This is a genomic window from Pseudomonas sp. FP215 (genome assembly GCF_030687795.1).
In the GTDB taxonomy this organism is placed as follows: Bacteria; Pseudomonadota; Gammaproteobacteria; order Pseudomonadales; family Pseudomonadaceae; genus Aquipseudomonas; species Aquipseudomonas salmasensis.
This window is the reverse complement of record NZ_CP117447.1, coordinates 1,338,891-1,359,053: the sequence shown is the minus strand read 5'-3', so window position 1 is coordinate 1,359,053 and position 20,163 is coordinate 1,338,891. Positions and strand designations below refer to the sequence as shown.

Here is a 20,163-nt window from a genome sequence, read left to right as displayed (position 1 = left end):
ATTAGCAGGATTTGCCGGATTAGCGGCTACTGACCTGCTGCTCCAGGAGAATCCGGTTAGACAGCGACACCAGTTCCCCGTCATCGGTCAGCACGGTTGTCTTGACTGTGCCGATCTCCTCGATTTGCCCTTCGACCTCGCCCACACGCACCTGTTGCCCAACTTGATACAGCTCACGCACATAGATTCCCGCAAGAATCTGACCGGCAATTTCCCGGCTTCCCAACCCCATGGCCAGCGCAACTGCCAGACCAACGGTAATCAAAACAATCACAATCACGTGGTTGAGCAGGTCAGTTTTGACCTCCAACTGGCTGATCGCGACAGAAATACTGATGATGATCACCAGCCCCTGGGCGATTCGCCCCAGGCCCGCCGCGTAGTCCAAGCCCACGCCTTCGGCGGCCCCGCGCACCAGCCCGTTGGCCAGTTGCGCGAGTAAAACCCCCACCAGCAGCACCAGCGCGCCGCCGAACACTTTCGGCAAATACAGTGCCAGCATGTCGAGCGTAGCTGAAACTCGCTCAAGTCCAAGGGACTGTGCCGCAGAAACCAGAAAAATAAGTAGAACGAACCAATAGACGATCTTGCCGATGAGGGTCGAAATCGGGACTTGCAACCCAGCGCGGCCGAGCAATTTGGTCAGGCCAGTGCCGGCCATCAGGCGATCGAGGCCCAGTTTGGCGAGCAATTTGGACAGCAGGGTATCGAGCAGCTTGGCGACGACAAAACCCAGCAATACCAGGACCAGGGCACCAAACAGGTTGGGAATGAAATTCGCCACCTTGGTCCACAATGCGGTCATCGCGGTGACCAGGCTCTGGGTCCAGAGATCAAGTTCCATATTCAATCAGCCTTATCAGCAGTGCTAGCAAGAGGTTTACGACGGGAAACCGGTGACACATGGGCTGAACCGTTGTTCAGGGCCATCATCAACGCCGGCAACCAACGCCCGAGCAGACCGAACAGGTCACCCGCCCCTACCTGACGGTTGGCGGTTTTCAGTACGCGGCCCAGGCAAGCATCGTCATCACGGTTGGATGGCGAAGCATTGAGCATGTCACGCAAAGACTGTTCGAACGGATCGTGCATAGAGACCTCTCGCAAGTGAATTAAAAGACGAGGGTAAAATTCATCGGGTCACATCGGCCCTTTCTTACGTTCAGGTCATATTCAGGTCAAACCCAGCGCAATCGTCGAAATAACCACCATTGCCCCAGTGCCACAGACACCATCAACAGGCACGCAATCATGAATCCATAAGGGCTGTCGGAGAACGGGATGCCTCCCACATTTATACCGAGCAGACCGGTGAGAAAACTCATCGGCAAGAAGATCCCGGTGATGATCCCGAAGCGGTACATGGTGCGGTTCATACGCAGGCTCAAGCGCCGATCTTCGGCCTCAAGCACAAGCCCCACGCGCTCTCTGGCCAATTCCAGCTCTTCCAGGTAACGGGTCAGGCTGTTGTGCAGTTCGTTCCAATAGTCCGCATCGTCGTCGCAGAACCACGCCAATTTGATTCGTGTCAGCTGGGCGAAAATATCCCGCTGGGGGGCCAGGAAGCGCTTGAGTCCGGCGGCTCTTCGACGGATCTGCAGAACGCTGCCGTGCTCCGGGGTATACCGTTCGTCGGCATCGAGTTTTTCTTCCTCGGAATCGACGATTTCAGACAAACCAGCGACCAGATCCTGCACTTTGTTGGTCAGGTACTGAGCCATATAAAGAATGAGTTCAGACGCCGTCCTGGGGCCTTTGCCGTCTGCCAGTTGCACCAGCAACTCATCGGTAGCACGCAAGGGGCGCAAACGCAGGGAAATCACTCGGTTGGCGGCGGCGAAGATGCGCACCGACACCATGTCTTCGGGCTCGGCGCCTGGGTTGAGGTTGATCCCGCGCAGAAACAACAGCAATTCGGCGTCCGGCAGCGGCAACAGGCGTGGACGAGTGTTCTCCTCCAGCAGCAGATCACAGGCGAACTCGCTCAGGCCGCTGGATTTACGCAGCCAGGTCTGGGTTTGAGGATGGCTGCGATCCCAGTGCAGCCACAGGCTTTCCTGGGGCTGCAACTGCAAATCGTCGAGCTCAGTCCGGGCAATCGAACGCGCACCGCCTTTACCGTCCAGCACCAGGGCATGCACCAGCCCCCATTGCGCGTTTTCTTCTTCGAACATCCTCACCCCAATCGGTTACGGCAGCTTATTCAGGCATTTTCAGTGGGCTGGGCGACACGATCACCCCGTTGTTGTCGGCGTAAATGTACTCACCGGGGCGGAACGTCACGCCGCCGAATGTCACCGCCACGTTCAGGTCGCCAAGGCCGCGCTTGTCGGTTTTTTTCGGGTGCGAGGCCAGGGCCTGCACGCCCAGGTCGGTCTGGGCGATGACGTCGACGTCACGGATACACCCGTAGATCACCAGCCCTTCCCAACCGTTTTTCGCGGCTTTCTCGGCAATCATGTCACCCAACAGCGCGCAGCGCAGGGAACCGCCACCGTCGACCACCAGCACTTTACCAGCGCCCGGCATATCGGCTTGCGCCTTGACCAGGGAGTTATCCTCGAAGCATTTGAGGGTGACTATCTCGCCACCAAAGGAGTCTCGGCCACCGAAGTTGCTGAACATCGGCTCCACTACCTGCACCAGCTCCGGGTAGGCGTCACACAGGTCGGGGGTCACGTAATGGTTCATCGAGAAACTCCTGTCATCAAAGAAGAGGTCGAACATCCACGGTGTACATCAAGAAAACGCCCCGCGACAGGCATTCTTTAAGTGCCCGCGCCTTGGCGGCGGCCATGATCAAACCCTGATCAGCGCAACGCAATACACGTTACGCGACTGAATATGACCAGAAGCGCCTGGCGCGTCATATCTTAGCCGCAACCCTTCAAGAGTGAAACGCCCCTGGCAGGGCGTTTCGTCAAACCGTTGCAGCCACCTCGGGCTGCGTGCCGAATACGGGTGTCAGCGGGTCGTTCAACCAACGCTCCACCAATGGCCACACTTGGGCCTGGGCGGCTTTGCTGACCAGCATCTGCACATGGCCGAAATCTTCGCTGAAACCTTGCTGACGCCCCAGGCACAGGTACTGGCGATGCTCGCTGCCCACTTGCTCGAAGAGCTTGCGGCAGGCCCAGTCCGGGTCTTGCCGGTCGCCCGCGGCGCTCACCGCCAACAGCGGCACATCGACCTGCGCCAAGCCTTTCCACCAGTCATGCTCGGCATCGCCAAACCGGCCGAACAGGCCGTTCCAACGCATCGCCTCGATCATCACGCCAGCCGGTTCGTCCTCGGGCCCACGTTTGAAGCGCGGGCCGGACAGGTGGCCAAGGCGCTTGAGAATAAAGCGCCCACCCCACTGCACCGGTGGGATTTTCAACGGCCAATGGTTACGACTGACCTGGCAGCCGAACAACGCCACCGATGCCACCGCAGATGCATCCAAGTGCTGCCCGCCCAAGGCCGCAGCCAAGGTGGTGGCGCCGAGAGAATGCCCGATCCAGTGCGGAACCTGCCCGCTTTGCTCAGACACAAACGCCCCCACCGCCGGCAAATCGTAGCGTGCGTAATCGGCGACACGGTTTCTGGCGTAGTCGTGATTGCGCTTGGACAAACCATGGCCGCGCATTTCCGGGATCCACACATCAAATCCGCGACGCGCCAGGTAAGCCCCCAAGCCGATGCCCTTGGGCGAATACCAGAAGCGCCGGTTGGAAAAACTGCCATGCAACAAAATAATTGGCGTGCCCCGGTTTTCCGGGACATCGGCCAGGCCCAAACGGGTCACCGCCAGCTCGACGGTGCCGTCAGGACTGTTACCGGGCTTGAGCCGATAGACGTCTTCACTCAGATCGCCGCGACGTTCAGCGCTGATCAGGGCGACAGGAAATAGATTGCTGCTGCTTTGCATAATGCTCTTGCACAAAAAAGGGCGGCGTCCGCAAGGATTCCCGCCCTGTACAGATAAGAATGCCGGTCACCCGCAACGAGTGACCGGCACTTTTGACCACGCGATCTTAGGCGGACGCTTGGCCTTCAGCCAGGAAGAACCAGGTTTCCAGCACGGAATCGGGGTTCAACGAAACGCTCTCGATCCCCTGCTCCATCAGCCATTTGGCCAGGTCAGGGTGGTCCGAAGGGCCTTGGCCGCAGATACCGATGTACTTGCCAGCCTTGTTACAGGCCTGAATGGCGTTGGCCAACAGCTTCTTGACCGCCGGGTTACGCTCGTCGAACAAGTGGGCGATGATCCCCGAGTCGCGGTCCAGGCCCAGGGTCAACTGGGTCAGGTCGTTGGAGCCGATGGAGAAACCGTCGAAGAACTCCAGGAACTCTTCAGCCAGGATGGCGTTGGACGGCAATTCGCACATCATGATCACGCGCAGGCCGTTCTCGCCACGGGTCAGGCCGTTTTCGGCCAGCAGGTCCACCACTTGGCTCGCCTCGCCCAGGGTGCGCACGAACGGCACCATGATCTCGACGTTGGTCAGGCCCATCTCGTTGCGCACACGCTTGAGCGCACGGCATTCGAGCTCGAAGCAGTCACGGAAGGCTTCGCTGATGTAACGCGAGGCACCGCGGAAGCCCAGCATCGGGTTTTCTTCTTCTGGCTCGTAGAGCTTGCCGCCGATCAGGTTGGCGTATTCATTGGACTTGAAGTCCGACAGGCGCACGATGACCTTTTTCGGGTAGAACGCCGCAGCCAGGGTGCTGATGCCTTCGACCAGTTTCTCGACGTAGAACCCTACCGGGTCGTTGTAGCCGGCGATGCGCTTGTCGACGCTTTCCTTGATGTCCAGTGGCAGGCCGTCATAGTTCAGCAGTGCCTTGGGGTGCACACCGATCATGCGGTTGATGATGAACTCCAGGCGGGCCAGGCCCACACCGGCATTCGGCAATTGCGCGAAATCGAAGGCGCGGTCCGGGTTGCCGACGTTCATCATGATCTTGAACGGCAGGTCGGGCATGGCGTCGATGGAGTTTTGCTTGATATCGAAGCCCAGTTCACCTTCGAAGATAAAGCCGGTATCGCCTTCGGCGCAGGACACGGTCACACCCTGGCCATCCTTGAGCAGTTGAGTGGCGTTGCCGCAACCCACGACTGCCGGAATCCCCAGTTCACGGGCGATGATCGCCGCGTGGCAGGTACGCCCGCCACGGTTGGTGACAATGGCACTGGCGCGCTTCATCACCGGCTCCCAGTCGGGGTCGGTCATGTCGGAAACCAGTACGTCACCCGGCTGGACCTTGTCCATCTCGGACACGTCCTTGATGATCCGCACCTTGCCTGCGCCAATGCGCTGGCCAATGGCACGGCCTTCCACCAGCACGGTGCCGGTTTCCTTGAGCAGGTAGCGCTCCATGACGTTGGCCGAAGTGCGGCTCTTCACGGTTTCGGGGCGCGCCTGCACGATGTAGAGCTTGCCGTCGTCACCGTCCTTGGCCCACTCGATGTCCATCGGGCACTTGTAGTGCTTTTCGATGATCATCGCTTGTTTGGCCAACTCGCTGACTTCAGCGTCGGTGAGGCAGAAACGCGCGCGCTCGGCCTTGTCGACGTCAACGGTTTTGACCGAACGACCGGCCTTGGCCTCGTCGCCGTAGATCATCTTGATGGCCTTGCTGCCCAGGTTACGGCGCAGGATGGCCGGGCGACCCGCTTCGAGGGTGCCCTTGTGTACGTAGAATTCGTCCGGGTTGACCGCGCCTTGTACGACGGTTTCGCCCAGGCCGTAGGCGCCGGTGATAAACACCACGTCACGGAAACCGGATTCGGTATCGAGGGTGAACATCACGCCGGCCGTGCCGGTTTCCGAACGCACCATGCGCTGCACGCCGGCAGACAGGGCCACCAGCTTGTGGTCGAAACCCTGGTGTACGCGGTAGGAAATCGCACGGTCGTTAAAGAGGGAGGCAAACACTTCCTTGGCCGCGCGGATCACGTTTTCGACGCCGCGAATGTTGAGGAAGGTTTCCTGCTGGCCGGCAAAGGAGGCGTCCGGCAAGTCTTCGGCGGTGGCCGAGGAGCGCACAGCAACGGCCATGTCCGGGTTACCCGCAGACAAGGTGGCGAAGGCGGTACGAATTTCTTCGTTGAGCTTCTCGGGGAACTCGGCTTCCATGATCCACTGGCGGATCTGGGCGCCGGTCTTGGCCAGGGCGTTGACGTCATCGACGTCCAGGGCGTCCAGCGCGGCGTGGATCTGGGCGTTGAGGCCGCTCAGCTCGAGGAAGTCGCGGTAAGCCTGGGCCGTGGTGGCGAAACCACCGGGCACCGAGACACCAGCGCCTGCAAGATTACTGATCATCTCGCCGAGGGATGCGTTCTTGCCCCCCACATGCTCTACATCATGGACGCCGAGCTTATCGAGGGAAACTACGTACTCTACCAAGGTGATCTCTCCACTTTCTGTGTTGGAAAAGCTCAGGACGCGGGTTGCTCAGTAGGAGCTAACGCCAGCGCTTGTGGCCTGGACCTGGAAAATAAGTGAGAATGCGGCCCACTGCGGGACGGCAAAATCGCGCCTATCATATCCAAGATTCGCCATCAGCTTAAGGCCCAGGGCTCAAATGAAACGATCTGCTTTCTTTATTTCCGACGGCACCGGCATTACAGCCGAAACATTGGGTCAGAGCCTGCTCGCGCAGTTCGAAAACATTACCTTCGCCAAATTCACCCGGCCTTATATAGACAGCGTGGATAAAGCGCGGGCCATGGTACAACAAATCAATCTGGCGGCTGAAAAAGACGGTTTTCGCCCGATCATTTTCGACACCATCGTCAATCAAGACATTCGTGAGATTCTCGCAACGTCGAATGGTTTCATGATCGATATTTTCTCTACCTTCCTGGCGCCACTGGAACAGGAGTTGAGTGAACATTCGTCCTATTCCGTCGGAAAGTCCCACTCCATTGGGCATAACTCCAACTATATGGAGCGTATCGAGGCGGTGAACTTCGCCCTCGACAACGACGACGGCGCCCGCACCCACTACTACGACAAGGCCGACCTGATCCTGGTGGGCGTGTCGCGTTGCGGCAAGACCCCGACCTGCCTGTACATGGCCATGCAGTTCGGTATTCGTGCGGCCAACTATCCGCTGACCGAAGACGACATGGAGCACCTGACCCTGCCCGCCGCCTTGCGCGCGCATTCACACAAGCTGTTCGGCCTGACCATCGACCCGGACCGGCTGACCGCCATCCGCAACGAACGCAAGCCCAACAGCCGCTATTCCAGCTATGCCCAGTGTGAATTTGAAGTGCGTGAAGTAGAAAATCTGTTCCGCCGCGAGAATATTGCGCACATCAATTCCACGCATTTTTCGGTGGAAGAGATCTCGGCGAAGATTTTGGTGGAGAAAGGGGTTGAGCGGCGCTTTAAGTGATCTTGTGATCGTTCCCACGCTCTGCGTGGGAACGCCGCCTGGGACGCGGAGCGTCCCGCAATAGCGACGCGGAGCGCCGCAAGATGCATTCCCACGCAGAGCGTGGGAACGAGCGCGGTCTCACAGATGAAACCGCCCGCCCCCCTGCCCCAACGCCGTCGCCAGCGCATCAAACCCTTCGCGCAATAACTGATCATCGCCCGACGTGTTGCAGATACTCGCCCGAATAAACTGCGGCACCGCCGTCTGCCCCACGGCAAACGCCTCGGCGGTGGCGATCAGGTAATTGTTCTGCTTGAGCTCTGCCTCGATTTCCGACGCACGCCAGGGCTCGGGGACTTCGATCCAAAAATGCGGACTGTTAAGGTGGGTGCGATAGGCCAGGCCGGTCAATAAATCTTCGACCAGCGTCTTGCGCCGACTGATCTCATTGATCTGCTGACGCAACAAATATTCCGCCGTGCCGTTTTCGATCCACTGGGTCGCCAGTTCCAAGGTCACAGGTGTGGCCATCCAGCAGGTCGAACGGATCGCCGCCGAGATGCGGCTGACCAGCGCCGGTGGCGCATGCACGTAGCCCACCCGCAAACCGGCTGACACCGCCTTGCTCAGGCTGCTGATCAAAATCGTACGTTCAGGCGCGAAATAGCTGAGGGGCGGCGGACGGTCCTCCACCAGCACACCGTGGGCTTCGTCCTCCAGAATCAGTAGGTTATGTTCGCGACACACCCTGGCCAAGGCTTCGCGGCGCGCAACTGACAACACGGCGGTCGTCGGATTCTGGATAGTCGGCGTGCAATACAACGCCGAAATCCGGTGATTACGACAGACCTCATCCAGCGCCGTGGGCAGCACACCCTCCTCGTCCATCTCCAGGCCGATCAGCCGCACCCCCAGCATACGCGCGGCGGTAATCAGCCCTGGGTAAGTCAGTTGCTCGGTCACCACTGTATCGCCAGCACGCAGCAACGCCATCATGGCGCACAACAAGCCGTGCTGGCCGCCGTTGACGCAGATGACCTGCTCGGGAATCGGATGAAACTCGCGCTGCACCAGCCATTGCGCGCCTGCTTCACGGTAGCGCGGCAGGCCGGCGTCCGGGGTGTAGGCGCTGATGTCCTGGAGGAACTTGGCGTTGGTCGACAGGGTTTGGAAGCTCTGGGCGAGAAACACCGTCTCTTGCCCAGGAATGTGCATGTTGCGGCTCATGTCGAAGTACTGGCGCGGCTCCTCGCTGAAATTGCGAAAACCTTCATCACGCTGGCGCTCCATCCCACGCTTGCGCACGAAAGTGCCGTCACCGACTCGTGCAACCACCAGGCCCAGGCGCTCCAGCTCACCGTAGGCCCGGCTGATGGTGCCGATGGTCACGCCTAAATTGTCGGAAAGCACCCGATGGGGCGGCAGTTTTCGTCCCGGTTCAATCAAGCCTTCTAGGATGCCCCGTTCCATCACATCGGACAGGCGCTTGTACTTCACGCCCTGCCCGTTGGACAGGCCCTCACGCATAATTGACACCATGTCAATATTTGTTTTGACAGCCATCTTTCGCCCTAATAGTGTGCTTTTACGGGTTCAATCGCCGATAAACATAACTCATTACAAGTTCAATATAGAGTTCAATTCCGGCTCAGGGAAGCAATAAACGATGCCAATGTCCGCCGTTCTCGAAAACACTGCAAAAACAAAAACGCAAAAACAGTGGCTCGCCGGGCTGGTGACCAGCGTGATGTTCCTGATCGTGTGCCTGAGTTGGGGCACCACCTGGCTGGGCATCAAGATCGCCGTGGAGAGCGTGCCGCCGCTGACATCCGCCGGCCTGCGCTTTCTCATCGCGTTTCCGCTGTTCCTGTGTTTTGCCATGGTGCGCCGTGAGCCGATCCTGTTTCCCCGGGAAAGCCGCTGGTTCTTCGTATTCGTGACCCTGTCTTACTTCAGCGTTCCCTACTATTTGCTCAACTATGGCGAAATGCATGTGTCGTCGGGCCTCACCGCCCTGCTGTTCAGCTGCATGCCGGTGTTCATCCTGATCTTCTCCGCGCTGTTCCTGCGCGAGCGCATCTATTTTTCCCAGGTGGTCGGCATCGGCATCGGTTTCGGCAGCCTCTACATGATTATCAAGAGCCAGGGCCTGCACCTGGACCACGCCGAGTTCCTGGGGGTGCTGGCCATTCTGAGCGCCGCAATCATGCACGCCTTGTGCTATGTCATTACCAAGCAAAAAGGCAGCGCCATCAGCGTCATCACCTACAACACCCTGCCCATCGGCATTGCCGGGCTGATGCTGTTCCTGGCCGGTCTGTGGTTTGAAACGCCGACGTTCGACGCCATCACCCTGCGCTCCTGGAGCGCGCTGTTCTACCTCGGGCTGGTGGCCTCGGTGGGCGGGTTCATTGTGTATTTCATGCTGCTCAAGCGCCTGAGCCCGATCATCCTGTCGTTCGTCTTCATTATCTTCCCGGTGTTCGCGGTCATCATCGGTGCCTGGTACGAAGGCGTGGAAATCTCCCGCGACCTGATGCTGTACTCGGCCATCCTGCTGGCCGGCTTTGCGATTACCAAATTGCCGATCGAAAAACTCATGGCCAAGAAAAAGTGACCCTCAACCAACGCGAGAGAAACATGGACGTCCTCCGCCCCACCGCCCTGGAACAGATCTACGCCCACGCCAGCAGCAGCTACCCCGAGGAGTGCTGTGGTTTTGTCTTCGCCGACGGCAGCGTGTACCTGGGCAGCAATATCCAGAATGAGCTGCACCGCAAGAACCCCCAGATGTACCCACGCAGCGCGGCCAACGGTTACACCTTTTCGGTGGCCGACACCCTGCTGATGAACAAGGCGTTTCGCAGCGACAACCCGGTGGTGGTGATCTACCACTCACACCCGGATGTGGGCGCCTATTTCAGTGACGAAGACCAGGACAAGGCGCTGTTCCTGGGCGAGCCGATCTTCCCCGTCAGTTACCTGGTGGTGGATGTTCGTCAGGGCCAGGCCCTGGGCTCCAAGCTGTTTGCCTGGGATGGCAAGCATTTCTCCCTTCAACCTTTCAACGACCTGCACACGGAGTTGTCCATGAACGCTGTCTCTTTCCCCGACATTCTGGTTCGCGTGGCCAAGCTGCCGGAATCGACCCTTGAGGGCGCCGGATCGACATTGCGCGAAGTCATTGAAAATCTCTGCACCCATCACCCCCAATTGCGTCAGCACCTGTTCCATGAAAAGAACGACCAGCTCAAGGAACACTTCCTGTTTACCGCCGAGGAGGAGTTGATCGACGCCGATGAACCGCTGCCAGCAAAAGCCCGGATCGAAGTATTGCTCGCCACCTCCGGCGGCATGGACATCGACACACTGAGCAACGAAGAAGTGCAGCGCTACGTGCGCCACATCACCCTGCCGGGCGTCGGCCGCGAGGGCCAATTGAACCTGAAGAAAGCCAAGGTGCTGGTCATCGGTACCGGCGGCCTGGGCTCGCCCATCAGCCTGTACCTGGCGGCGGCCGGCATCGGCACCCTGGGCCTGGTGGACTTTGACGTGGTGGAAAGCAGCAACCTGCAACGCCAGATTGTGCATGGCAACAGCACCCTGGGCATGCCCAAGGTCGAGTCCGCCAAGCAGCGTCTGCTGGACCTCAACCCCTATATCCAGATCAACGCGCACAACACCGCGCTTGACACTGACAACGCCCTGGAACTGGTGGGCGCCTATGACCTGGTGATCGACGGCACCGACAATTTCGACACCCGCTACCTGGTCAACGACGCCTGTGTGCAGTTGGGCAAACCTTTGGTGTACGGCGCCATCTACCGTTTCGACGGGCAGATCAGCGTGCTCAACTATAAAGGTGGGCCGTGCTATCGCTGCCTGTTCCCCAAGGCCCCGCCCGCTGAGCTGGCGCCCAATTGCAGCGCGGGCGGTGTGATCGGCGTGTTGCCGGGCGTGGTCGGCATGATCCAGGCCACCGAGGCGATCAAATTGTTGATTGGCATTGGCGAACCCTTGTCCGGCCGCTTGATGCGCTTCGACGCACTGGCGATGAAGTTCAGCGAGATCCGCTTCAAGCGCCGCGCCGACTGCCCCTGCTGTTCGGACCTGCGCCACAGCGAAACCGTCGCGCCGGCCACCTGCGCCGATGCCGTACCGAGCCAGCCCTCCCTGGCCGCAGAACGCTACATCAAGCCCCAGGTGCTAAAGCAAGTGCTCGAACACCCCAGCAGCGCCGATGTATTGCTGGACGTGCGTGACGCCAGCGAACTGGAGGTCTGCAAATTACCCGGCGTGGTGCATATCCCGCTGGCAGAACTGGATGGGCAGCTCGCCAGCCTGAGCCGCGACAACACCCACTACCTGATCTGCTACGCAGGCACTCGCGCCGAGCAAGCCGCCAGCACCCTGTTGGCAGCCGGCTTTGCCAACACCAAAGTCTTGCAGGGCGGCATGAAACATTGGGTTCGCGACGTCGAACCTGACATGCCGTTGTACTAAGGGTGGGGGCGTACTGATGCTGCATAACTCCATCCTCGACGTGATCGGCCAAACGCCGATCGTGCGTCTGGCCCAGTTTTCCGAAGACCTCGGCATCGAGGTCTACGCCAAGCTGGAGTCCCTCAACCCCGGCGGCAGCCACAAGGCGCGCATCGCCTTGGGCATGATCCTGGATGCCGAGCGCCGCGGTGTGCTGATCCGTGATTCCGGGCAGACCATCATCGAACCCAGTGGTGGCAACACCGGCATTGGCCTGGTGATGGCCGGCAATGTGCTGGGCTACAAAGTGGTGCTGGTGATCCCCGACAACTACAGCCCGGAAAAACAGAAGCTGCTGCGCCTGTACGGCGCCAGGGTCGTGCTGTCCGACAGTCGCCTGGGCAATAACTCCCACGGTGAAAAGTGCATGGAGCTGCAGTTGGAGAACCCCAACTACGTGATGCTCAACCAGCAACGCAATGGCGCCAACCCCCAAACCCACCGTGACACCACCGCCCCGGAAATCCTGCGCGCCTTCGGTGAACAGCGCGTGGACTACTTCGTCAGCGGCATAGGCACCGGGGGCCACATCACCGGTATCGGCGAAACCCTCAAGGCCGCCTGGCCGGCGCTGCGAGTGATGGGCGTAGAGCCGGAGGAATGCGACTTGCTGAAAGACCAGCACGCCGCGCACGCGATCCAGGGCCTGTCGATTGGCCTGATCCCCAGCATCCTCAACCTGGATGTGATCGACGGCATGCTCAAGGTGTCGCACGCCGATTGCCTGGACATGATCAAACGCATCATGCGCACCGATGCCATCAGCCTGGGGCTGTCTTCGGCCGCCAACATGGTCGCCATCGCCCAACTTGCCCCCGAACTGCCGCCCGAAACGGTGGTGTTGACCATGGTCTACGACAATGCCGACAGCTACCTGTCCAGCTTCGAATAACCGGGCTTTTAACCATTCAACATACGGGGGTGTCTCCATGGGGGGCTTTATCGACATGCAACAGCTGCACGATGAGTTGCTGACCCACCTCATCACCACCCTGACGCCCGGGCAGATGAAGCAGCTGGAACCGCACCTGGCGCCGTTGATCCAGAACGCCGCCCAGGCAGTGGCCGAGGACCTGATCGCCTATGCCTATCGCGACCCGGCGTCCCGTGGGCGCGGTGAGTTGATCCTGGAGTCCTACGCCTCGTTCAAGGCCGTGCTGTTCTACCGCCTTGCGCACCTGGTGTGGCATTTCCAGGCCGCTGACAACGGCGAGTTTTCGCGCATGGCCCTCAAGCTGAGCAACCAGGGCAAAATCCTCTCCGGCGCCGAGATTCACCCGGCAGCGCGTATCGGCCGGCGCTTTGTGCTGGACCATGGCTACGGCACGGTCATCGGCGAAACCTGCGTGATCGGCAACGATTGCTACATCCTCTGCGGCGTGACCCTGGGCGCGCGCGGTATCGCCAACAACCCGGACGGCAAGCGCCACCCGCGCCTGGGCAATAACGTCGAAGTCGGCGCCGGCGCCCGGGTGCTGGGCTATGTTTCGATCGGCGACAACGTGTTTATCAGCCCCTCCTGCGTGATTACCCAGGACGTGCCGGCAGGCACCAAGGTCAAGGTGGTCAACCAGATCCAACTGCAAAAAAACGATGAATCGGACCACAGCAACTACCTCGGCGCTTTTGCCCTGGATGAGCGCTTGCACGTGGTGGGCGAAGTGAGTGTCGGCCACAAGGTCACCGTGCTGGACGCCGACTTTCATCCCCTGCAAGGGCTGATGCTCGAACCCACGGTGAAAGAGCGGCACCACCTGCAGTTTCGCCTGCGTCGCCTCGACAACGACGAACAACTGCCACGCCTGCCGCTGAACCTGAAGGTATGCGGGCCGGAATTTGAAATCACCCTGCTCTCTCCCCCTGGCTTGAGCGCACTGGTGCGCCACCTCTTGCAAGCCACCCCATTGATCGTCGGAGGTTGAACATGTCCGTGCATACCATGGAAACCCTGGCGCTGTTCGACAGCGCGCCCTACCAGAACGCCTTCAGCGCCCGGGTGATTGCCGTCAGCGAACAGGGTATCGCCCTGGAGCACACCCTGTTCTACCCCACCGGCGGCGGGCAACCGGGCGATACCGGCCACCTCACCCTGGCCGATGGCACACGGGTGCAAGTGACCGGCACCGTGCGCGACCCGGTATTGCGCTCGATCATCTGGCACCAGGTGGACCACTGCCCCGAACAGTTGGCCGCTGGCGTCCAGGTCGACGCCGGGCTGGATTGGGAGCGGCGCTACCAGCACATGAAGATGCACACCTGCCTGCACTTGCTGTGTTCGCTGATCGACGCGCCCGTGACCGGTTGCAGCATCAGCGCAGATAAAGGCCGCCTGGATTTCGACCTGCCGGAAATGACCTTGGACAAAGACCGCCTCACCCACGACCTCAACGCCCTGATCGAGCAGGCCCACGCGGTCAAGACTCTGTCGATGCCCGCCACGGAGTACGCGACCCTGCTGCAGATCACCCGCACCCAGGCGGTTGCGCCGCCGGTGGTCTCGGGTTCGGTACGGGTGATTGAAATCCCCGGCATCGATATCCAGCCCTGCGGCGGTACCCACGTGCTCAACACCGAGGAAATCGGCCGGGTGTTCTGCGAGAAGATCGAGAAGAAGAGCAAGCACAATCGCCGGGTGATACTGCGGTTTGAACCTGCGTCATTGCCTTTGTAGGAGCGAGCTTGCTCGCGAAAAACGTCAACGACAACGCGTGCTTCCTGAATAAGCGCGGCGCCTATGGGTTTTTCGCGAGCAAGCTCGCTCCTACAGGGGTTAGGGCAAACCAGGTCCAACAGTGAACGTGTTGTTTTTTCAGATCGTGAGCAGGTCCATGAAACGGTTCACAGGCGTCGCCTCAAGCCGTGCCTGATCCTTGCACAATGCAAAAATCTCAGCGCTGCGTTGCGCAGTAAACCGCGTGGCCAGGTTGGCCTTGAACTTGTCTTCCAGCAGTGGAATGCCGTCCACCCGACGGCGGCGATGGCCAATCGGGTACTCCACCGCCACCTGCTCGGTGCAGGTGCCGTCCGTGAAAAACACCTGCACCGCGTTGGCAATCGAGCGTTTGTCAGCCTCCAGGTATTCGCGGCTGTAGCGCGGGTCTTCGACGATGACCATCTTGTCGCGCAGCTCATCGATGATCGGGTGGGCCGCGTGGAAATCATCTTCATACTGCTCGGCCACCAGGTTGCCGAACGCCAAGGGCACGGCGGTCATGTATTGCAGGCAGTGGTCGCGGTCGGCAGCGTTGGCCAATGGGCCGACCTTGGAAATAATGCGAATCGCCGACTCGTGGGTGGTGATCACGATGCGCTCGATTTCATGCAGGCGATGCTTGACCTGCGGGTGCAGGGCGACTGCCGCTTCACAGGCGGTTTGCGCGTGGAACTCGGCCGGGAAGCTGATCTTGAACAGCACGTTTTCCATCACGTAGGTGCCGTAGGGTTGGGGCAGGCTGAAGGCGCGCTTATCCTCGGGCTTGAGCGCCAGGTCCTTGTTGGTGTGGCTGAACAGCACGTCGTAGAAGCCCCATTGCGGCGCACTCAGCACGCCGGGGATGCCCATTTCGCCACGCAAGGCGATGTCTGCCAGGCGCACGCCGCGGCTCGATGCATCGCCTGCAGCCCAGGATTTGCGCGAGCCGGCATTCGGCGCATGGCGATAGGTGCGCAGCGCCTGGCCATCGACAAACGCATGGGACAACGCCGATAACAGTTGTTCACGGTTGGCGCCCATCAGCTTGGCGGTGACCGCCGTGGAGGCGACTTTCACCAGCAACACATGGTCGAGGCCTACCCGGTTGAAGGAGTTTTCCAGGGCAATCACACCTTGGATTTCGTGGGCCATGATCATCGCTTCCAGCACCGCACGCACAGTGAGCGGCGCGTCGCCATTGGCCAGGCGTTTTTGCGACAGGTGATCGGCCACGGCGAGGATGCCGCCAAGGTTGTCCGAAGGGTGGCCCCATTCAGCGGCGAGCCAGGTGTCGTTGTAGTCGAGCCAGCGCACGATGCAACCGATGTCCCAGGCGGCCTTGACCGGGTCCAGGCGATACGAAGTGCCCGGCACCCGTGCGCCGAACGGCACTACGGTGCCCTCCACCATCGGCCCCAGGTGCTTGGTGCACTCGGGGAAGCGCAGGGCCAGCAGGCCACAGCCGAGGGTGTCCATGAGGCAGTTGCGGGCGGTATCCAGAGCATCCTGGGAGTCGATGCGGTAGTTGAGGACGTAGTCGGCGATGTCCTGCAACACCGGGTCGTAGTCGGGGCGGTTGTTGTGGTCGACGTTGGTGCTCATGGCAGTTCTCCTAAAAGTTGGTTGTTCCATCCTCAGGGTCAGGGTTTACGATCGTTCCCACGCTCCGCGTGGGAATGCATCCCGTGACGCTCCGCGTCACAGCGGGACGCAGAGCGTCCCAGGCGGCGTTCCCACGCGGAGCGCGGGAACGATCAAGCTAGAAGGCGTCGCCGGGGATGCGCACGTAGCCTTCCATTAATACCCGCGCACTGCGGCTCATGATGGCTTTCTTCACCACCCATTCACCGTCCACCTGGCTGGCCTCGGCGCCGACGCGCAAGGTGCCGGACGGGTGACCGAAGCGCACGGCATTGCGCTCTACGCCGCCCGCCGCCAGGTTGACCAAGGTGCCGGAAATCGCCGCCGCGGTGCCAATCGCCACCGCCGCGGTGCCCATCATCGCGTGGTGCAGTTTGCCCATGGACAAGGCGCGCACCAGCAGATCCACATCGCCGGCCTTGATCGCTTTGCCACTGGAGGCCACGTAATCAGCAGGCTTGGCCACGAATGCTACCTTGGGCGTGTGCTGGCGCTGGGCGGCTTCGTCCAGGTGTTTGATCAGGCCCATGCGCAACGCGCCATACGCCCGCACGGTCTCGAACATCGCCAGGGCCTTGGGGTCGCTGTTGATCGCGCCTTGCAGCTCGGTACCGGTGTAGCCCAGGTCTTGGGCATTGATGAAAATCGTCGGGATACCGGCGTTGATCAACGTGGCCTTGAAGGTACCGACGCCGGGTACCTCCAGGTCGTCGACGAGGTTGCCGGTGGGGAACATCGAACCACCACCGCCCTCTTCTTCCGCCGCCGGGTCCATGAACTCCAACTGCACTTCGGCGGCCGGAAAGGTCACGCCGTCCAGCTCAAAGTCGCCGGTTTCCTGCACCGCGCCGTCAGTGACCGGCACGTGGGCAATGATGGTCTTGCCGATATTGGCCTGCCACACCCGCACCACGGCCACGCCGTTGTGGGGCACGCGGGCCGCATCGACCAGGCCGGCGCTGATGGCGAACGAGCCTACCGCCGCCGACAGGTTGCCGCAGTTGCCGCTCCAATCGACAAATGGCTTGTCGATGGAGACCTGGCCAAACAGGTAATCCACGTCGTGATCGGCGCGGCTGCTTTTGGCCAGGATCACGGTCTTGCTGGTGCTCGAGGTGGCCCCACCCATGCCGTCGATCTGCTTGTCATAGGGGTCGGGGCTGCCAATCACCCGCAGCAACAAGGCGTCGCGTGCAGGGCCTGGCACCTGCGCCGCTGCGGGCAGGTCCTGTAGGCTGAAGAACACGCCCTTGCTGGTGCCGCCACGCATGTAAGTGGCGGGGATTTTGATTTGCGCTACGTGTGCCATGGTTATCCTCTTCAGGCGGTCGCCTTTGATTCCAGGAAGTCCTGGGCGAAACGCTGCAACACGCCACCCGCCTCGTAGATCGACACTTCCTCGGCGGTGTCCAGGCGGCACGTCACCGGCACCTCGACACGTTCGCCATTCTTGCGGTTGATCACCAGGGTCAGTTGCGCACGCGGGGTGCGCTCGCCGACCACGTCATAGGTTTCACTGCCGTCGATCTTGAGGGTGTGGCGGTCGGTGCCTGGCAGAAACTCCAGGGGCAACACGCCCATGCCCACCAGGTTGGTGCGGTGGATGCGCTCGAAGCCTTCGGCGGCAATCGCTTCCACACCGGCCAGGCGTACGCCCTTGGCCGCCCAGTCGCGGGACGAACCCTGGCCATAGTCGGCGCCCGCGATGATGATCAGCGGCTGCTTGCGCTCCATGTAGGTTTCAATCGCTTCCCACATCCGCGTGACTTTGCCTTCCGGCTCGATACGCGCAAGAGAGCCCTGCTTGACCTTGCCGTTTTCCTGCACCATTTCGTTGAACAGTTTCGGGTTGGCGAAGGTGGCGCGCTGCGCCGTCAGATGGTCACCCCTGTGGGTGGCGTAGGAGTTGAAGTCGACTTCCGGCAAGCCCATTTTCGCCAGGTATTCACCGGCGGCGCTGTCCAGCATGATCGCGTTGGACGGCGACAAGTGGTCGGTGGTGATGTTGTCCGGCAGCACCGCCAGCGGGCGCATGCCCTTGAGCGGCCGTGCGCCGGCCAGCGCGCCTTCCCAGTACGGCGGGCGGCGGATATAGGTGCTTTGTGGGCGCCAGTCGTACAGCGGCGTGACCTTGGGGCCGGTGTCTTCGTGGATGGCGAACATCGGGATATACACAGCACGAAATTGCTCGGGTTTTACCGAAGCCTTGACCACCGCGTCGATCTCTTCATCGCTCGGCCAGATGTCTTGCAGGCGGATTTCCTTGCCGTCGGCGTCCAGGCCGAGCACGTCCTTCTCGATGTCGAAACGGATGGTGCCGGCAATCGCATAGGCCACCACCAGCGGCGGCGACGCCAGGAAGGCTTGCTTGGCGTAAGGGTGAATGCGCCCGTCAAAGTTGCGGTTACCCGACAACACTGCGGTGGCGTACAGGTCGCGGTCGATGATCTCTTGCTGGATCACCGGGTCGAGCGCGCCGGACATGCCGTTGCAGGTGGTGCAGGCAAAGGCCACCACGCCAAACCCGAGTTTTTCCAGCTCATGGCCAAGTCCCGCTTCTTCCAGGTACATGGCCACGGTTTTCGAGCCTGGCGCCAAAGAAGACTTGACCCACGGCTTGCGGGTCAGCCCCAGCTTGTTGGCGTTGCGTGCCAACAGGCCAGCGGCGATCACGTTGCGCGGGTTGCTGGTGTTGGTGCAACTGGTGATGGCGGCGATGATCACCGCGCCGTCGGGCATTTGCCCCGGCACGTCATCCCATTGGCCAGCGATGCCTTTTGACGCCAGGTCGCGGGTGGCCAGGCGGGCATGCGGGTTGCTCGGGCCGGCCATGTTGCGCACGACGCTGGAGAGGTCGAAGCTCAGGCTGCGCTCGTACCGCGCGCCTTTCAGGTCGTCGGCCCACAGGCCGGTGTGACGGGCGTATTGCTCGACCAGGGCGACCTGTTCGTCTTCGCGGCCGGTGAGTTTGAGGTAAGCGATGGTTTGCGCGTCGATGTAGAACATCGCGGCGGTGGCGCCGTACTCCGGGGCCATGTTGGAGATGGTCGCTCGGTCACCCAAAGTGAGTGCCGCAGCCCCTTCGCCGAAGAACTCCAGCCAGGCGCCAACAACTTTCTGCTGACGCAGGAACTCGGTGAGCGCCAGCACCATATCGGTGGCGGTAATGCCCGGTTGCAGCTTGCCGGTCAGTTCCACGCCCACGCTTTCCGGCAGGCGCATCCACGACGCGCGGCCGAGCATCACGCTCTCGGCTTCCAGGCCACCGACGCCGATGGCGATCACGCCCAGGGCATCCACGTGGGGCGTGTGGCTGTCGGTGCCGACACAGGTATCCGGGAAGGCCACGCCGTCACGCACCTGAATCACCGGGGACATTTTCTCCAGGTTGATCTGGTGCATGATGCCGTTGCCTGGCGGGATCACATCAACGTTCTTGAAGGCCTTTTTGGTCCACTCGATAAAGTGGAAACGGTCTTCGTTGCGACGGTCTTCAATGGCACGGTTTTTTTCGAAGGCTTGCGGGTCAAAGCCACCGGCTTCGACGGCCAGGGAGTGGTCGACGATCAGTTGGGTGGGCACCACCGGGTTGACCTGCGCCGGGTCGCCGCCTTGCTGGGCGATAGCATCACGCAGGCCGGCGAGGTCGACCAGGGCGGTCTGGCCGAGGATGTCATGGCACACCACGCGGGCCGGGAACCACGGGAAGTCGAGGTCGCGCTTGCGCTCGATCAGTTGGCTCAGGGACGCGTCGAGGGTAGCCGGGTCGCAACGGCGCACCAGGTTCTCGGCGAGCACGCGCGAGGTGTAGGGCAACGTGGCATAGGCGCCGGGGGTGATTGCCTCGACAGCCGCACGGGCGTCGAAAAAATCCAGGCGGCTGCCGGGGAGCGGTTTGCGAAATTCAGTGTTCATCG

General features: G+C 60.9%; 16 protein-coding genes. 6 read left to right on the top strand and 10 right to left on the bottom strand.

Going from position 1 to position 20,163, the window contains the following annotated elements; genetic code table 11:
- Window positions 1-19 precede the first annotated feature (19 nt).
- The 6 genes from PSH76_RS06155 to ppsA form a co-directional block, all read right to left on the bottom strand.
- Complete coding sequence (locus PSH76_RS06155) at window positions 20-844, bottom strand: mechanosensitive ion channel domain-containing protein (RefSeq protein WP_003193288.1); 825 nt, start codon at window positions 842-844, stop codon at window positions 20-22.
- 2 nt (window positions 845-846) lie between these two features.
- The gene (locus PSH76_RS06150; RefSeq protein WP_014719486.1) at window positions 847-1,092 is read right to left on the bottom strand and encodes a hypothetical protein; all 246 of its coding nucleotides are present in this window, start codon (window positions 1,090-1,092) and stop codon (window positions 847-849) included.
- A gap of 86 nt (window positions 1,093-1,178) precedes the next feature.
- Entirely contained in the window at window positions 1,179-2,174 is a 996-nt protein-coding gene (locus PSH76_RS06145) for a zinc transporter ZntB (RefSeq protein ID WP_305493745.1), read from the bottom strand.
- A 25-nt stretch (window positions 2,175-2,199) separates the two neighbouring features.
- Window positions 2,200-2,691 carry a ribonuclease E activity regulator RraA gene (rraA, locus tag PSH76_RS06140; protein ID WP_305493744.1) on the bottom strand — a complete coding sequence of 164 codons (492 nt, stop codon included), beginning with the start codon at window positions 2,689-2,691 and terminating at the stop codon, window positions 2,200-2,202.
- A 229-nt stretch (window positions 2,692-2,920) separates the two neighbouring features.
- A complete protein-coding gene (locus PSH76_RS06135) occupies window positions 2,921-3,910 on the bottom strand; it encodes an alpha/beta fold hydrolase (protein WP_032895797.1) in 990 nt (329 codons plus the stop codon).
- Between the two features lie 106 nt (window positions 3,911-4,016).
- A complete protein-coding gene (gene ppsA / locus PSH76_RS06130) occupies window positions 4,017-6,392 on the bottom strand; it encodes a phosphoenolpyruvate synthase (protein WP_032895796.1) in 2,376 nt (791 codons plus the stop codon).
- Between the two features lie 178 nt (window positions 6,393-6,570).
- On the opposite strand from ppsA, the gene PSH76_RS06125 reads away from it, so the two are divergent.
- Window positions 6,571-7,389, top strand: coding sequence for a pyruvate, water dikinase regulatory protein (locus tag PSH76_RS06125; protein ID WP_003193298.1), 819 nt, complete (start codon window positions 6,571-6,573; stop codon window positions 7,387-7,389).
- A gap of 120 nt (window positions 7,390-7,509) precedes the next feature.
- Here PSH76_RS06125 and PSH76_RS06120 read toward each other — a convergent pair whose 3' ends face one another.
- A complete protein-coding gene (locus PSH76_RS06120) occupies window positions 7,510-8,934 on the bottom strand; it encodes a PLP-dependent aminotransferase family protein (protein ID WP_003193301.1) in 1,425 nt (474 codons plus the stop codon).
- 109 nt (window positions 8,935-9,043) lie between these two features.
- Between PSH76_RS06120 and PSH76_RS06115 the strand changes: the two genes are divergently transcribed.
- Genes PSH76_RS06115 through PSH76_RS06095 form a run of 5 tightly spaced genes read left to right on the top strand, consistent with a single transcriptional unit; the run spans window position 9,044 to window position 14,584 of the window.
- A complete protein-coding gene (locus tag PSH76_RS06115; protein WP_032897827.1) occupies window positions 9,044-9,988 on the top strand; it encodes a DMT family transporter in 945 nt (314 codons plus the stop codon).
- A 23-nt stretch (window positions 9,989-10,011) separates the two neighbouring features.
- Complete coding sequence (moeB, locus tag PSH76_RS06110; RefSeq protein ID WP_305493743.1) at window positions 10,012-11,874, top strand: molybdopterin-synthase adenylyltransferase MoeB; 1,863 nt, start codon at window positions 10,012-10,014, stop codon at window positions 11,872-11,874.
- A gap of 16 nt (window positions 11,875-11,890) precedes the next feature.
- Window positions 11,891-12,805: a PLP-dependent cysteine synthase family protein gene (locus tag PSH76_RS06105; RefSeq protein ID WP_305493742.1), complete on the top strand. Its 915-nt coding sequence runs from the start codon at window positions 11,891-11,893 to the stop codon at window positions 12,803-12,805.
- Window positions 12,806-12,842: 37 nt separating this feature from the next.
- A complete protein-coding gene (locus PSH76_RS06100; RefSeq protein WP_003193308.1) occupies window positions 12,843-13,835 on the top strand; it encodes a serine O-acetyltransferase in 993 nt (330 codons plus the stop codon).
- Window positions 13,836-13,837: 2 nt separating this feature from the next.
- Complete coding sequence (locus tag PSH76_RS06095) at window positions 13,838-14,584, top strand: alanyl-tRNA editing protein (RefSeq protein ID WP_032895793.1); 747 nt, start codon at window positions 13,838-13,840, stop codon at window positions 14,582-14,584.
- Between the two features lie 138 nt (window positions 14,585-14,722).
- Here the strand turns inward: PSH76_RS06095 and prpD are convergent, their stop codons facing one another.
- The 3 genes from prpD to acnD all read right to left on the bottom strand — a co-directional run bounded on the left by prpD (window position 14,723) and on the right by acnD (window position 20,161).
- Window positions 14,723-16,207: a 2-methylcitrate dehydratase gene (prpD, locus tag PSH76_RS06090; protein ID WP_305493741.1), complete on the bottom strand. Its 1,485-nt coding sequence runs from the start codon at window positions 16,205-16,207 to the stop codon at window positions 14,723-14,725.
- Window positions 16,208-16,364: 157 nt separating this feature from the next.
- Window positions 16,365-17,555, bottom strand: a complete 1,191-nt coding sequence (gene prpF, locus PSH76_RS06085; RefSeq protein ID WP_305493740.1) for a 2-methylaconitate cis-trans isomerase PrpF — start codon at window positions 17,553-17,555, stop codon at window positions 16,365-16,367.
- Window positions 17,556-17,566: 11 nt separating this feature from the next.
- The gene (gene acnD / locus PSH76_RS06080; protein WP_044275119.1) at window positions 17,567-20,161 is read right to left on the bottom strand and encodes a Fe/S-dependent 2-methylisocitrate dehydratase AcnD; all 2,595 of its coding nucleotides are present in this window, start codon (window positions 20,159-20,161) and stop codon (window positions 17,567-17,569) included.
- Window positions 20,162-20,163: the final 2 nt, after the last annotated feature.